This is a genomic window from Streptomyces sp. NPDC056628 (assembly GCF_042792555.1).
Classification (GTDB): domain Bacteria; phylum Actinomycetota; class Actinomycetes; order Streptomycetales; family Streptomycetaceae; genus Streptomyces.
In genome coordinates this window covers 1-15,794 of sequence record NZ_JBHTWG010000064.1, presented here as the reverse complement: position 1 = coordinate 15,794, position 15,794 = coordinate 1, and the positions used below count along the sequence as shown (strand labels likewise).

8 protein-coding genes are annotated in these 15,794 nt (G+C 63.0%); 5 read left to right on the top strand and 3 right to left on the bottom strand.

Translation table 11 applies throughout. The features are described 5' to 3' along the window. The first annotated feature begins 435 nt into the window (after positions 1–435). Entirely contained in the window at positions 436–1,410 is a 975-nt protein-coding gene (locus ACFRAC_RS35700; protein ID WP_382939160.1) for an HNH endonuclease, read from the top strand. Positions 1,411–1,979: 569 nt separating this feature from the next. On the opposite strand, the gene ACFRAC_RS35695 is transcribed toward ACFRAC_RS35700, so the two are convergent. Next, on the bottom strand, positions 1,980–3,125 hold the full coding sequence (locus ACFRAC_RS35695) for a DNA cytosine methyltransferase (protein ID WP_382939157.1): 1,146 nt from the start codon (positions 3,123–3,125) through the stop codon (positions 1,980–1,982). Positions 3,126–3,610: 485 nt separating this feature from the next. On the opposite strand from ACFRAC_RS35695, the gene ACFRAC_RS35690 reads away from it, so the two are divergent. Genes ACFRAC_RS35690 through ACFRAC_RS35680 form a run of 3 tightly spaced genes read left to right on the top strand, consistent with a single transcriptional unit; the run spans position 3,611 to position 11,957 of the window. Then, a complete protein-coding gene (locus ACFRAC_RS35690) occupies positions 3,611–5,467 on the top strand; it encodes a hypothetical protein (protein ID WP_382939154.1) in 1,857 nt (618 codons plus the stop codon). Further along, a complete protein-coding gene (locus tag ACFRAC_RS35685; protein ID WP_382939150.1) occupies positions 5,467–6,906 on the top strand; it encodes a hypothetical protein in 1,440 nt (479 codons plus the stop codon). The genes ACFRAC_RS35690 and ACFRAC_RS35685 overlap by 1 nt, the downstream gene beginning before the upstream one ends. Beyond that, entirely contained in the window at positions 6,903–11,957 is a 5,055-nt protein-coding gene (locus ACFRAC_RS35680) for an FtsK/SpoIIIE domain-containing protein (RefSeq protein WP_382939148.1), read from the top strand. Before ACFRAC_RS35685 ends, ACFRAC_RS35680 begins: the two co-directional genes overlap by 4 nt. A gap of 459 nt (positions 11,958–12,416) precedes the next feature. Here ACFRAC_RS35680 and ACFRAC_RS35675 read toward each other — a convergent pair whose 3' ends face one another. Both ACFRAC_RS35675 and ACFRAC_RS35670 read right to left on the bottom strand, forming a co-directional pair. Continuing rightward, a complete protein-coding gene (locus tag ACFRAC_RS35675; RefSeq protein ID WP_382939145.1) occupies positions 12,417–12,848 on the bottom strand; it encodes a very short patch repair endonuclease in 432 nt (143 codons plus the stop codon). 104 nt (positions 12,849–12,952) lie between these two features. Continuing rightward, complete coding sequence (locus ACFRAC_RS35670; RefSeq protein WP_382939141.1) at positions 12,953–13,552, bottom strand: toll/interleukin-1 receptor domain-containing protein; 600 nt, start codon at positions 13,550–13,552, stop codon at positions 12,953–12,955. Between the two features lie 1,696 nt (positions 13,553–15,248). Here ACFRAC_RS35670 and ACFRAC_RS35665 point away from each other — a divergent pair. Continuing rightward, the gene (locus tag ACFRAC_RS35665) at positions 15,249–15,353 is read left to right on the top strand and encodes a hypothetical protein (RefSeq protein ID WP_382939137.1); all 105 of its coding nucleotides are present in this window, start codon (positions 15,249–15,251) and stop codon (positions 15,351–15,353) included. The last annotated feature ends 441 nt before the right edge of the window (positions 15,354–15,794 follow it).

Here is a 15,794-nt window from a genome sequence, read left to right as displayed (position 1 = left end):
AGCATCATCCTCGTGCTCCGGCCACCCGGGGAAGGCGCGAGCTGGCCCCTGCCACCCTCCGCCGGACCCCGACATCACTCAATCAAGTTCAGTAGTGGGGTAGCGCACAGCAAGCGCGGGCGAGGGCCGCAAGCCTCGTTGAAGGCGACGGCAACCGGGGAACCGCCAACTGCACCGCCGGCACTAGGGTAGTCGCAGGCCAATGCATAGCGATGTCCACGCAGTCGGTAGCAGGGGAACTGCCTCGAACCCTTCCGCAGCGCGCATGCTGCTGGGAATGCAAAAGGTGCTGTTCCGCCGACCTCTCTCCGAGCATCCTCCGACAGGGAGCGACCGGAGGTTGTCAGTGCCACCCACTACATTGATCACAGACGCTTACGCGGGGGCGTGATGGCGCGTGAGCGTCTTGGTTCGATGTGCCTCGGAGAGGGTCTCATGACGACGTGGTTGGTGCTGGCGAAGGCCGGAAGCAAGCGGATCAGCGAGGGCTACGACGACAATCCGGCCACTCACTACAGCTGGGACAGCACGGTGAACAACCATGCCAAGCTGAAGGTCGGTGACGTGATCGCGTTGTGGGATGGCACCGAGCTGCTGGGCTTGTCGGTGATCGAGAACATTGAGGTCGGTCAGGGTGAGAAGGACACCCCGTACTGCCTGAAGTGTGGCAAGGCCGATGTAGCGGAACGGAAGAAAAAGCTGCCTCGCTTCGTGTGCTGGAACCAGGAGTGCAAGCACGAGAGTGATCAGGCCGGCTGGAAGCGTAAGAGGGTCACCACCTACCGCAGCCGGCATGAGGCTGGCTGGATTGACGCACGCGGCACCCTGACCGCACCGGAGCTGCGCGCCTTGTGTATGCAGCCCGCTTCACAGAACAGCCTGCGTGAGTTGCGCTGGGACGACTTCCGGCGTTCCATCACGCACGGCGACGTGCCGTTGCCTCTTCGCGTCGTGGACACCACACAGAAAGTGATCGCCGACGGGCATGGCACCGCGACCATTCGCGTGCGTAAGGGGCAGCCCGCCTTCCGTAAGCAGCTGCTGGAGGTCTTCGGCGAGGTGTGCGCCTTCACCGGGCCGGCCCCGGTGCAAGCCCTGGAAGCGGCACATCTGTACAGCTACGCGGCCAATGGCCGGCACCACAAGGGCGGTGGTCTGCTATTGCGTCGGGACCTTCACCGACTCTTCGATCTCGGCCTGATCGCCGTCAGTCCCCAGACCAAGACCCTGCACGTGGCCGATGCCCTCAAGGCGTACCCCGACTACGCCAAGTTGAACGACTCCCCGTTGACCGTGCCCGTGACAGATGATCACCTCAAGTGGCTAACCAAGCACTGGGGTATGCACCGCGCGCAGGCGCAGGCACCCATGCTTCCCCAGCAGGCCCCCGCCGAGGTGGCCAGCGCATAGAGCACTGGCCTATCTGCCTCACGAACTTTCTAGCGACCTGTCAGTGTCAGTGTTCCGTTCAGTATGAAATCACGGACCGAGTCGATCTCGGTCTATGTGAGCTCGCCCGTGGATAGCAGCTCGTTGGTCGCGTCCTCGGCCCGACGAAGAGTGATTCGACCGTCCCCCAGGCTGTAGGCAATGATCTCGGAGCCACAACCTAGACCCGCCTCTGCCAAGAGTCCGAGGGGAAGTTGGATCGCGCCGTCATCGCCGATGGTGAGTTGCACGGGTTCTCGAAGCATGCGCCTAGCCTGCCACAGCGGTCGCAAGCGGGCACCGGTCGCCCACGCTCGAACGCCGCGACCCAACCCCAGCTGCAGATCCAGGGCGAGCCGAGTTCCAAAGCTGCGGCCGCACATGCACGCAGGCGAATGACACGGAAGGGCCGCCCGACCGGCACAAACAGACTTGAAAATCGGGCACCCGCCCCAGGGTGCGGCGAAGGTTGATGCCCGGCCAACTCCCGGAACACCAGCAGGGTATCCGCCTGCCTCAAATGCCCTCTGACGGAACAGCTCTATGCAGGCTCAGCAGGCGAGGCCGATAGCAGGCGCAGCGAAATCGTCCTCGAGCAACCGGGAAGTTTCGTCCTTCGTCTGCAGAACCTCGGCGTCGAAAAGATTGGAGGTCAGCGCCTCGGTCAGAGGTGGAGGAACGGCGTTGCCGATGATGACCTGAACCTCAGTGCGAGTCAGCTCATAGCGAGGCTTGGCCCGCTCGTCGACGAATTTGAAAAAGTCCGGAAAACCCTGGATACGCGCGGCCTCGTGGGCCGTCAGGCATCGTGGGACAGCAGGATGGACGAACCTTCCGCGGCCCATCGTCGCGAAACCGCTGGTAATGGTCTGAGACGGACGGTCCCACCACAGGCGGCCGTACATTGACGTGTAATTGTGGTTGCCCTGGTGACACTCGGGACGCTCTTCGTTCGGCAGATTGTACTCGTCGTTCTCGAAAAGATAGTTCATACGCCGCTGGTTATCCGCGCTGGGTACAGCAGCTTCATCGAAAAAACTCTTCGGTTGAACGTGGAGCAAGTCACCAATCGCCCAACGGAGGTCGTGCGGTGCGATACCGTGGTCTTCGATCTGCAGTAGATCAGCAGCCGAAACGCCAAAATCGCGCGCATTTTCGCGAATGGCCAGCAATATGTGGCGCTTGCGCGTCTGGGCGACCCCGAGCTTCAGCAGGTCGATACGGCTGGTGGCGACGTCGTATCCAAGCTTCTTAAGATGAGCGATGGCACGGGAGACCACCTGCTGTTTGTCATTGACGACCGCCAGCACGTTCTCGATGACGACTGCACGGGGCAGCAGAACCTCTGCGGCGCGAGCCATGCGCAGGTACAGGCGGTTCTTGGGGTCAGTGCGGCGTGTGTGGTTGTTGAGGTTGCTGTGCCCCTGACACGGCGGCCCGCCGATCAGGAGCCCCACCTCACCCACCGTCGAGACAATCTCGGTCTCCCGAGCAGTCAACGGGGCACCAAGGTCACCGTCGAAGTACGACTCGACGGCTCCCTCTTGGACGTTGGCCTTGGGAAAATTGGCCTTGAAGACCTTGGCGGGAGCTGCCTCAAAGTCAACCGCGAGACGAACATCAAGCGCAACGTCACGCTTGTGCGCTGCCTGGGCGACACCGAGAGTGAGTCCACCGCAGCCGGCGAAGAGGTCCACTACTCTCAGAGAGCCGACGCCCTCCTCGAACTTCGGCCGCCGCTTGGCCCGCAACGGGTGCCTCTCACCCACGTGTGACCCCCATCTGCGCTTGCCTGTCGAACTGGTGGAACGAGCGCATAGTACTCGATCAACGATCGGACTCGAGTGGCTGACCCTGCACCTGAGTACCGTCTGAAGTGCTGATCGATGGTTCCGCGTGATCACCTCCGGGCATTAGGGACACACCATCAAACGGGTGCCTCAACGACCACCAGTTGCGCCGCTGCTGCTGCTACCGAGTCGACGTGGCACCTTATGTCCCGCGCGTCCCCTGTGATCACAGGCAACGTCGGATGCCTCAGCGGCAAGGGCAATCGTCACGAATCCTCACGTTTTCAGACATCACACGCTAATGCCCCAGGTACGCTCCAGCGCTGTGACTCGCACTTTTTGATCTACCGCCAGCGACGTGAGAGCTAGACTTCGGCAGCGCTCCCGGCTCGGTGACGAAGGACAGCAACATGCCGCTAGAGGTCAACAAGCACGTCCAACGGATACGTCGCTACCAGCCGTTCGATGTCGACGCATCAGAGATGATCTACGAGCGGGCGGATCAGACGGACCGGACGCAGTCGCCGTTCCGCGTAGTGACACTGGACTACCTGCTGAGCGTCATTGAGCAACCGACCACGAAGACCATCGTCCTCACTGGGGACGCCGGGCACGGCAAGACGAGCCTATGCGCCAACCTTTTGGCCGAACTCATGGTTGGTGGCGAACCAATCCCACAGGATGTCCGGAAGACGGTTTTCAACGAGCTGCTCATCGCCGGAGACGCCAGCCGCCCCCTCGCCCAGACCCGTAGCGGGCGCCCGCTGTACATCCTCAGGGACCTCAGCGAGCTAAGCCTGCAGGCGGGCGCCCGCAAGCTCGTGGAGCTGCTCGACCCCCCTGACGAGGGCGTCGCGATTATCTGTGCAAATGAGGGCCAGCTACGTCAGTGCGTCGCCGAAGACGACAGCCGCGACAGCAACGGAACCGGGCGCGCCAACATTCTGGTGAAGACCCTCACGGATGGCATTGCTCGTGGACAGGTCAGCGACCCTGCTGGCAGAGTCACCGTCATCAACCTCAACTACCAGTCCGTGGCGACCGACAGTCGCAACGGCGGGCTCGTCACTTGGGTCCTAAAGCAGTGGACGACCCCGCAATGGTCGCGGTGGAAACCCTGCGACACCTGTGATGCCAATGAGATTTGCCCAATTCTGGCCAACCGCAACGATTTGCACGACGCCACCCACGGGCCTCAGCGCCGAGCCGCAATCCGTGATCTGTTCGCCGCGGCCGAGCGCACCGGAGCCGTAGTCACCACCCGCCAGGCGCTGACGGTGACCAGTTACATGCTCACCGGAGGGCTGTCGTGTGACGACGTCCACGCCAAGTACCGGTGGTCGCACTCGAACAGGTTGTGGCAGGCTCCCCACCTGTACCACCAGGCGCTCTTCGGCGACCGGTTGACCCAGCAACAGCGCAATCGCGTTCCTGCCTTCCTTGCGCTGCGCAAGCTGGACCCGGGCAAGGTCTCTCGTCGCCAGGTTGACGACCGTCTCGACCCGGACACAGCCGGCCGGTTTCCTCCCAGGGATCCCAGAAGCTACCTGCAGACGGCCCGTACGACCCGGGACGCGCAGAAGCAGGCGGAACAGTTGCGGGGCCTGTACACGTTCCTGCGTCGTGCCGACTTCTTCAACAGCATCGATGACAAGGATCGGTTCGCCCGCATGGGCTTGCAGGCCGGCGACGACTTCGTCAGTGTCCAGAAGGGGAACGGGGACCCGGCCGACACCACAGTGCGCGACCGCTTCCTCAAAGGGTTGGAAGCCGTCCAGGGTATCCACCGAGCTGGAAGCAACCCTGACTTCCTTGTGCTTGACCCAGCCTTCTTCACCCAGCGCGCCCGGGCGGCCGTGATCTCCCGACGGGTGTCCAGCAAAGGCGTCGAAGTGGTCGACCAGGTCACCCAGTGGCAGAAGGAAGACCGCACGGGCGACACCCCAGGGATGCGGGCTGCTGTCGAGTGGCTCAACCGCTCCATCTTCATCCGAATCCCGGCCGTCGTCCCTGACCAAAGCGCTGTCTCGGTCGAAGTCGATCTTCTACGGTTCGAGTTGTTGACACGGTGGGCCGCAGGTCTGCGCAGCGAGGTCCAGCACGAGGCCGAGATCCGCGGACTCAGCGGGTCCCTGGCAGAGCTGGCTGACTCCTCGAACAAGGACGACGAGATCCAAGTACTGGTAGGCAACGTCATGAGGAAGCTCATGATCGACGTCGGTGACAAGATCAGGTCGGTGCAGGCGTAATGGCTGATCGTTCCAAGGCAGAGGTCATCCATCGTCTCTTCGGCGTGAATCTTGAACAGCAGGGCCGCGGCTTCTACGTACCGCTTGAGATGCTCGCGATCGCCCGCGGCGTGTACCTGGCACATCAGGAAGATGCAGAGAAGTGCGCAGGCCTCCTGGACGACGGGGACAGGGTCGCCTACAAGCGGACGTCACACGATCTGGCTCGGCGGATCGCAACCAAAGCTTTCATCGCTGAAGGCAACGAAGAACTGAGTAAAGCGGTCGAGCTGGATTCTCCCGAGACGTTGGAGACGCTCCATGCCCTGTTCTCGTCCCTGTTGGTCGAGATCCCGGGGCGCCGCAGTCAGCCCAGCTGGTTTGGCGCGCACATCTATCCATTCGTCGGTGAACTCATTCACTACGACGCGGTCGACCGGCGAATCCATCAACGCAGCTCCTCCCCCAAGAAGAAGGAACAGGCCAGCAAGCTAAAGGGCCAGGTCAAGGTCAAGGCTCCAAGCATCGAACGCTATCTCTTCCGTGGTGGTGGGAGCTGGGCCTACAAGGTCCTGCGCAGTGACCCCGATTCTGAGCGCAAGGCGGCTACCCGACAGGGCCTGGCCGACCTCGTCCGAGACAGCGGCACCCCGCTGGGCAACCTCGCCAAGGCCCTCAGCGCCCATGACTTCGACTACGACGAAAAGCCATACGAAGACGATTCAGAAAGAGACATTGACCTGTACGAGGAGCTCAGTCCGTGGCCTGGCCTGTTGCGAAATGGGGCTCGTAACATCGTCGCCCGTACTACGACACCCAGAGCCAAACGCACCGAGAGCCTCATGCACTGGGTCCCCTATTGCCTGGCCCGCCACCAGCTTCACCTCGCACGCAGGAAGCTGGGTTTTGCTGACGGCGAGTCGATCCTGTTGGACTTCGGCAACGAGTCGACCCCGCTACGCAGCGAGTCACAAAAGACTCTCGCCAGTTTCCGCAACGACATCGCCAACGCGATCAACGTCCAGGCCCGAGAAATGATCCACGACGCCGAAGGAGACGAGGCTAAGCAAGGCCGATACGAGCGATTCACCAAAGAGGCCGGCAACGCGGTCGCTTCGCCTCGAGCGTTTTTCAGTGAAACCCTCGCCGCTGTGGGAGCCCTGAACGCGACGGGCGGCCGCCGACACTTCACCATGAAGCCCCCGATGCTTGAGGCACTGGTGTCCGCCACTGTCCCGCAGGACGTGGAGATGGAGTTCGACCAGTTCTGTGCACTGCTGTACAAGAAGTACGGCCTAGTGACGGAGAACAAGATCGCGGCTGAGAGCCCATTGGCCCACGAGGTCGATTCGTCGGTCCTCGCCCACAACGGCAAGGCGTTTCGGGAGAAGCTGGCCGCTATCGGTCTACTCACTCAGTATTCAGACGCAACCAGCATGGTTCGAGGGGAGCCCCGGTGACCGACAGCAGCATCCGAGCGCTCGGCCGGTTCGTCGCCGATGAAGCCTGGCGCAAGGTCACTGAGAGCAGCGGGACCAGTGCCGGCCTGCGCGTCAGCGGGTTCGATCAGCCGACCGTGGCCGAGGCCCTCCGTCGCACGGCCCAGAGGCTGTCGAAGTCGCCGGAACTTCAGGTCGTCGTCAAGGTCGGCACATCGGAGCAGATCGACGGCGTGCCCGTTGAGTTCCTGCTGGATCCGGGGGACCAGCTGACCAAGTGGCGTAATTCTGTGCAGGGCACGGCAGTGTTGCTGTTCGAGTGGGGGCAGTCTCCAGACGCACAGGGCCTAGCGGCCATGAACGTCCTTGACGATGCCACAATCCTGGGAGGCCAACATGACACCTCCGGCGAGCACAGTTTCGACAGGTTCATGGCAGAGGTGTGGCGGGACGCGGGTGGCAGCGGCACTGTTCCGGCCCTGATGGCCGACGCGCTGCGGGAGATCTGGCGTGCGGTCACCGACGAAGATTCCCGATCCTTGCACCGCTGGGCAGCCTTCCTGGTCGAGACGGCGCAGAAGGTCGCAGCAACTCGGGTCCACACGCCTGACGTCGTCTGTTCCGAGATTTCTGCAGCCCTGCCCGCCCTTGACCTCTTCCCGGACCGAGGCCTATTCGTCAAGCCTGCGGCGCTGCCTGCCCGGATCAAGAAGAACGTCTGCGTCAGCGCCTTCAAGCAGCCCACTGGCAAGGAAATCACCGCGGAAGACCTGATAGACCGCATTACCACGACTGAGTTCAGCGAGGAATCTCTGTCTCACGTTGGAGCGGATTCAGAGACTGTCAAAACCCGCATGCGCGACCTCGTGCTCAACCTCAACCTCAACCTCAGTGGGCCTGTCCTGCAGGATCGTCGTCATCTGCGCTCCGGACAGGACCTGACCCTCTGGCTTGAGGTCTTCGAGCAGAAGTCCAAGAAGATTGGCCTTGGGCAGCAGGTCCGGCAGGAGATCGAGAAGAAGGCCCCTAGCCGGGTTGACGACTTCGACGCCATGATGATCGAAGATGCGCTCGACCGCGGAGACCAAGAGTCGGCACAGCGCTTCCTTGACGAGGCTCCCATCGGTGACGCTGAACCACTCGCCGACCTGCTGAACACGCGTTTGCGCCGCAAAGTTGAAAAGCTTGCCTTCCCGGACTCTCAGTCTGTCCAGGACCCGCTGCGTGCCCTGCTGCGCGAGCTGACCTACTTCTCCGAGGAAGATGAAGGTTCCGTCCTAGTCGGACTTGAAGGCAATCAGGAAGCCGGGCGGTGGAGCCGCTGGTTGTTCGCTTTCCTGTACGCACGCACCCTGCGTGACATTCAGGACTCCACCGGGCTTCGCCTGACTCTGGAGGTGGACGAGTGCCTGCTGGACGTTACGAAGCCGGACCTGCCGGAGGTGCGAGAGGACCAAGAGCCGTTCGACCTGAACACCGAGTGGGCCCCTCTACGCATCCTGGTCGAGATGGACGGCGCCGCCCAGCGACGTTTTCGCTGGGACCCCGTGGGCATCCCCGGGCAGATAGCCCTGGCAGCGCTCATGGACAGCCGGCGAAACCCGCCTGGCCATGCGGATGATCTAACCTTCGACACCTTCCTCGAGAAGTTCCACGACCCCCGGCAGTGGGAGGTCGACGAGCCCGCACCTGTCCCTGAGATTCATTTCGCCGGCCGGCTGGAGCGCCTGAAGCGGAAGCACTTCGAGCGGTTCTCCGAAGGGCTCGACGCCGGGAACATCAACGATTACGTAGGCGAGTGGGAAGCCCTCCTCCGCGAAGCTCGCACCACTCTTGTTCCCGACAACGCTCCGGACGCAGACCTTGAGGCCGTCGTCCTGACCGATGTCGTCGGTCTGGCCAATCACCGCATGATGATGCTGGCCACTCACCCGCTGAAGCTGCGATGGCTGGCAAGGAACTACGCAGAGACCGCCTCCAGCATCAAGACCGCCTTGAACAAAGAGGGGGGTCTGCGTCTCAACCAGGAGAACGAAGATCTCTTCTTCGACGCTATCGACCGCATCTCCCCACACGGAACACCCGCGGTCCTCGTCGGGCCGCGCGGCACGATCGCCATTCCGATGCGGGAATCGGCCGGGCACGAGGAGTACGCCCCGGTACGTCATGGCGGTAACGAGTCCAAGGACTGGCTCTCCAGCGTCGACGAGACCGCAATCGACGAGATGGTCCGCGTCATCACCGACTATCTGACGACCTACCCCCACAAGCTTGACGGCCTTCGCGTGCTGCTCCTGGACCGGAACGGCGACCCGATCCTGCCCATGCGTGTGGCCAAGCAGGTACGGGCCAAGAACCCTCGTGCGAAGGTTGATCTGGTCGTCCTGGCTCCCCAGGCCACCCATCACGAGATCATCCAGGGTTTTGACCTGCAGTTCTCCAGCACGGAGATGTCCGAGGACAGCTTTCTGCCCGACGTTCAACTCATTCTGCAGACATGGGAGCCCGACCAGAGAGCAGACCTGTCAGGGCTGGAAGACACCGTAGACCTCGCGCTGGCTCCGGCACTGTTCGGTACCCAGACGAGTATCAAGGAGAGCACCAAGAAGCAATCCTTGTCGGGTTCCTACAACCCGTGGAAGCACCCGGCTTCACACAACCTGGCTCAGACCAGCCAGAACGTCGTTAGAGCACTTTTGCCCGAGACCGCCGACGAGACCCTTGAGTCCTGGTCCACCTTGTGCGTGCGCTACCACCGCCATTCCCCAGTCTCCCGGGAGAGCGTCGACGGCATCGACTACTTCGAGATGCAGGTGCAGTTCGACCAGCACCAGAAGTTGTTCGCCGAACTGCACCGCGTGGCCCACTGGGTCGTGACCCTTGACAGCTTCATCGGCCGTGAACAGATCGATGCCCTGCGCAACCGTCCTGACGTCATTCTCGTCAAGCCGAGTGTCGGCAAGAACGAGTCGTACACCCTCATTGTCAGCTCCCAGACCGGCCAGCAGTTCGTCGTCCAGCGACTGCGACGCCGCCTGGAGCAGATCGGCGTCGTCACCCCGCAGGACTCGCAAGGCACCGCCAAGAGAATCTACGAGGTCGGCCGAAACGTGGCTCCTGGCGCCGTGCTGCGCTCCCTCGGTATCGGCACTACGGTCAATGAAGTCGTCGGCCTGGTCGCCACACGCTTTGTCATCGACCAACAGTTTCCGGTCTCTCGGCAGGGCACGAGTCTGGTCACCTGGATCAGCTTCGACGAGCACCACCGATGGTTCGGCCGCGGTCACAAAACCCGGGCCGATCTCGGCCGGTTCGTACTGACCGTCCAGGACAACGGCACGGTTCTCCTGGACGTCCTGGTCGCCGAGTCCAAGTTCCGCCGCACCTTCGACGTTGGCTCGGCCCAAGAGCAGCTCAACCGCACCACCGACCTTTGTGAGGACGCTTTCCGCTCGGACGGCGAGGCTCGCCATGACCGTCCTTTCTGGCTGGACGAGCTTGCCGCCGCGATCGTTCAGACCAGTGGAAACGCCCTGCAGGCCGCAGACCTTCCAGCTCGCACCATCATCGGCGACAGCGACCACCGTCAGGTCGAAGCGAAAGTCCTTGACGCCCTGCGGTCCGAGCATGTTCAGCTCGGTCAAGTCTTGGGCGTTGCCGTGGCCATCGCAGCCGAGGACGACCAGCCGGCTCCCGCGGTTGGAAGCCTCGGAAAGCACACTCTGGTGAGGCTCAACAAGCAGGAGCTGCTGAACCTCATCGGCGCTCTGCGTGCCAACCAGGACCCCACCGATGCTGACCCCCTCGCCCTCTCTAGGGGCCTCGACGGGACAGAGAAGTTCCAAGATGCTGTCGTCAAGTCCCCCTCAGCAGACGCCCCCGCCGAACTTTCTGCTTCGGGCGAACCGGCGGCATCTGCCAAGGTCGTCGGAGGGACAGCTCCGCCGGCCGTACCGAGCCAGGTAGTGACCCCGTACGTCGCAGCACAGGCAGATCCTGTCACTCTGAATGCTCACCGCGGTGGGCTCGGCGAGGATGAGTTGAGACTTCGATACAACAAGGTCGTCGATGTCTTCAACCGCCACAAGGTCGCGGTCACCGCCCCGGAGATCGGCGCGTGGCAGGAAGGACCAGGCTTCTACATCTTCCGGTTCATCCCCCATCCTGGCGTCACCGTGGACAAGCTGACCAACCGGCGCGACGAAATCTTCCTGGCCCTGGCGCTGCCCTCCGGGTTCAGCATCCGCACCCGCAGCGACCGCGGCTCCGTGCTGTTCGAAATCCCCAAGATCGACGACGAAAAGTATGGGGTCGACGCCAAGGCACTGTGGCGTCGGTGCCCGGCTGACCCCGAGAGCCTCATCGCCCCCATAGGCGCCGACATCGAAGGCAACCCGGTCTCCATCGACCTGTCCTCCGCAGACTCACCGCACTTGCTGGTGGCGGGCACTACCGGATCAGGAAAATCCGTCGCCCTGGAGACGATCCTCAAAGGCCTGATCCGGTACGACAAGAGCACCCTGCGACTCCGCCTCGTCGACCCGAAGGGCACCGAACTCGTCGACTTCGAGGGCGACCCTCACCTTGACGGCGTGATCGGCATGGACGCCGCCGACGCCATCGAGATTCTTGAGGAAACCGTTGAAGAGATGGCCGTGCGCTATGAGGACATGAAGGCGATCCGCACGCGCAAGCTCGTCGATTACAACGCCAAGGTCGACGAAGCAGATCGAAAGCCCTGGATCGTCATCGTCCTGGACGAGTACGCCGACCTCACCAGCGATCCAGAGGAAAAAAAGCAAATCGAAGCGCTGCTAAAGCGCCTCACACAGAAGGCCCGCGCTGCGGGCATCCACGTCATCGCCGCCACACAGCGTCCAAGCGCGGACGTCATCTCGACGACCATCCGCTCCAACTTCCCGGCCCAACTCGCCCTTCGGGTCAAGACAGCGACTGACAGCCGCATCATCTTGGACGAGACCGGAGCCGAAGCTCTGGCCGGACAGGGCGACGCCTTCCTGCACACCGCCAAGGGCACCATACGAGTGCAGGTGGCCTACGACGGGAGCTGACCAAACCGACCATGTTTCATTCAGCGAGGACGCGCTCGCCGTACCAGTCCACGAACGGCAACGCGCTTGATGCCGCAGCCTGGAACGACTACCTCGCCCTCTGGTCAAGACGGCAGAGGTGGCTCAGCGCACCATTCATGGACGAGCATGCCTACTGAGCAGGGGCCCGGCACTCTGACCAGGCAATACAGCCGGGCGTACCGACCCTCCGGGAGTAACAGCTACTGCCCATCGGGGTTCGTAGGACGGTGTGCCTTCTCCCGCCTGGGATGCCCTAGACCTTTCGTCGAGAGACGTCACCCGGCGGCCCCAACCGCCGCGTTGAGGGCGGCACTTCACTCACCAACTCGAAGTTCTCCATTGGGAAGCTTGAAACTAGCCGGCCCCTGACCCAGCCCACGTCACCGGTGGACCGTCCACTGGGGAGGTTCCCCCGCGCTCCTCAGTGCGCCTCGGGGATCACCCTGCGCCAGCCTGCCTACGGGTCATCACTGCATCGCGAACCCGCTCAGCGACTGCAGTCGGCACCTCATGTTCCCAGAAGCGCAATACAACCCAACCCAAGGCGCTCAGGTGCTCAGTGGTCTCCCGATCTCGCATGACATTTCGGTCCAGCTTCGCTCGCCACCAAGCCGCGTTTGCTTTTGGGCTGGTCGCATGGTTGGGACAGCTGTGCCAGAAACATCCGTCAAGGAAGACAGCGACCTTTTGCTTGGTGAAGGCGACATCAATGCTTCGCCGAGACATGCCCGGGACAGGAAGGTGGATACGGTAGCGCAACCCTGCCCGATGAAGGATCTGTCGAACGGCCAGCTCCTGCGGTGTGTCACGGCGAGGCTGTCGGCTCATGCGGTTCGTGACGGCAGAGGACGAGGGCACCAGGGAGTCCATGCTCCCAGTGTTCCCCCTGCTTCCCTGCAACCCAAGCGCGCTCTTTGGAGCGCCTGACAGACAGGATGACGAAGTGATCTCCTTGCTCCCGTGCCGTGGTGTCGTCAGATCTCGCCACCCTCTTCCCACCCGCAACCGCCGCAACGAACTCCCGCGTACGTGTCGTCCCTGCGGTGATCAAGCGCGCTCCAGCCGTCCAGCTTTGAACTCGGCGCCCCGCAGCGGGGACAACCGACCATGACGCCGAACCCTTCGAAGTAGCGGTATGCGAGTCCGGACTCTTCGACTGTCTGTTGCATCAGCTTCAGGAGTTGTGCCTGGGACTCCACGCCCATGAGTTCCCGAGCAGCTCGATCGACATCGCCATCGGCTAGAGAAACCCACATGATCGGCTCAAGAAGAGGCGGGAGGGGGGTGTCATCGAGGACGATCGGGATCACACGGACAGAGTTGTCCCGGAGGCGCCGGCTGAGGGCGACTCCCACTCTGTGTTCACCCCAAGCAGACGTTGAGGAGTTGGCCGACCAGAAGACAATCACGGTGTCCAACAGCCCCAGCGCCTCGTTGACCTTGCCCGGGATTGAGTCCCCAGGGTGGATCTCCCAGGAGTCGAGCCAGACGTCGGCGCCGAGCAATCGCAGGCGTGCAGCAAGCGGCTTCACGTCAGGCTTGTCGCGGTGGTTGTGAGAGATGAAGGCGTGCATGAGGCCAGCCTCCCACCGGCAACTCCACCTGGAGGTCAAAATCGTCGAACTGACGACATATGGCAGGCGGGGCCCTCCCCGGAGGCTTAGATGGCGGAGAGATCGGTGTCTAGCTTGTAGCCGCTCGGGGTCCACACCTTCGCGTCTGAGACGCTGGTGATGGTAGCCAGCTCGGACGCGGCAGCCGGGTAGCCCGGCTTTGATGCCGCGCACGTAGTCGGGGACGCCGTGATGTGCCTGTGGGGAGACGGCGCCCGGAGCACGACGACGTGAGGCGGCGGCGCAAGACCACAGGAGCCCCGAGGGGGCCGACAGCGGGAAACCGGTAGACGGCTGTGCGGCTGGAGGCGGAACCTTCAGGCAGCCTCGAGCACGCACAGATGTACGTCAGCCTGCGAGCGCCGCTGAACTTGACGGGCGATGTCGGTAATCGCCTGACAGCTGATGGTTGGCCCCGGTCGGTCTGGGCAGGTGAACGCCTCAACGCGCATGCCACGAGCAGTGGACTATGCGTGGACCCATACTCGCCCAAGGGCGGCCTATAATGCCCTGGCCTGCAATGATGCCCGGTAATCAAGCCCCCTCCGGAGCCATGTGCGCAGGTTCGAATCCTGCCGGGGGCACCTCGAAGAAGGTGCCAAAAGACCCCGCCACCAGCGCAAACGTTGAAGGCGGGGTCTTCGTGTTTGTGCGGGCGTATGCCGCCCGGAACGGCCACATGCTGGCGTCTGTGCTCTTCCTGGACGCGATCTTGAGGCGTCTGCCCAGGTCAGCCTCGGCAAACAGCAAGGCCCCGGGACGAGTCCAGGGGCCTGAGGTTTAGTTGATCGGGGGTACCCCGCAGTAGCCGGTCTCGGTTGGCTGACCGTCACGGTAGAGCACAGCGCAGTGGCCGCGCCCTGAGGGCAAAAAACAGTCCCCAGTAGTACTGCTCGTGTCCTGAAGTCTCAGTCGTCACTGTCGCCTCGGTATCGCGCCGGCTTGCTGGGGGCCTGAACCACATCCTGTCCAAGTCACTCCAGCCGGCTAGACGTCCTCATCGACTTTGCGACTCTTTCGGTGTTATGGCCTACTCACCACGATGCACGCCAGGAGCCGTAAGTCAATAGTTTTTCGGTAGTTTCGAAGGAAACCTCTCGCGATCACCTTCGACTGCGACGTCCGGCTCGTCCGCGGGTCGACGGGGAGCCGGTCGCGGCCGAGCGACTACCCAGGTCAGCCCATCCAACGGCCGAAGGGGCTGCGCATGCGCATCGCCGCGTCAGGCCACATTGCTCTCCCAGGATCTGCTTGGGCGCGGTCGCAGCCCGGCCTGCCAGTCCCGCTCCTGATCGCCGAATACGCTGCGAAGACGTCCGACCTGGCGGCCTCGACAACGCGGATACGCGGGAATGCCGCCCGGTATCGGCTCTTCACGTAGGCCGGGACGGCGGAGCTGTCGGATGCGGGAGGGGTGTGGCATGAGATCCCCGAGTGTGTACCTACAGGAGATCACCGATGCCAACCGCGATGCCGTCCGTGCCCTCCGCGTCAGACGTGACCAGAAGCGATTCGTCGCCTCCGTGTCCCACTCCCTCAAGGAGGCGGCGAAGACCGTAGGCCAATCCCTGGTACCGCGGCGATGAGCCAGTCGGCTTCGTGATGCTGTCGTGGAAACCGCCGGCCGGTCCTTGCACACAAAGGGCGACACGTCCTCTTGCGCCTTCTCGTCGACAAGCGGTACCAGGGGCGAGGGATCGGCCTAGAAGCGCTCAGGCAGGCCGCCACCCTGAGCGCGCGGACGGCGCCACCGAGCTGCTGACCAGCTACGAGCCCGGCGGCGGCGAGCCGTGGCCCTTCCACCAGAAGTTCGGGTTCGAGCCCACCGGGGAGACCGACGACGGCGAGATCGCTCTGCGCCGCACCTTCCCCGCTCGGTGAGCTGTTCTACGGACGCGGACAGTTTTGACCTGAGGTGGTCACACGACGAGAGGCTGGTGGGCACCTGGAAGTCGATGCCCGCCGGCTGCACGTCCGCCCCAACTGACCGTTACCCCGCATCTGGCCATTCCTCCGGAGACTCCGGCGGTTCCGGGTCCGCCCGCAACTGCCACTCCGCTCGCCGCCCGTTCTCCCCTCGCAGCATCGTCAACCACGGCCAAGGGTCCGGTTGTCGGCGACGCTTGAATAGTGAGCCGGTTCCGGCGGGTGAAAATTGACCCCCACTGCGTCAGTTGATGTTGGTCATTCCCCGGTGTTGGCG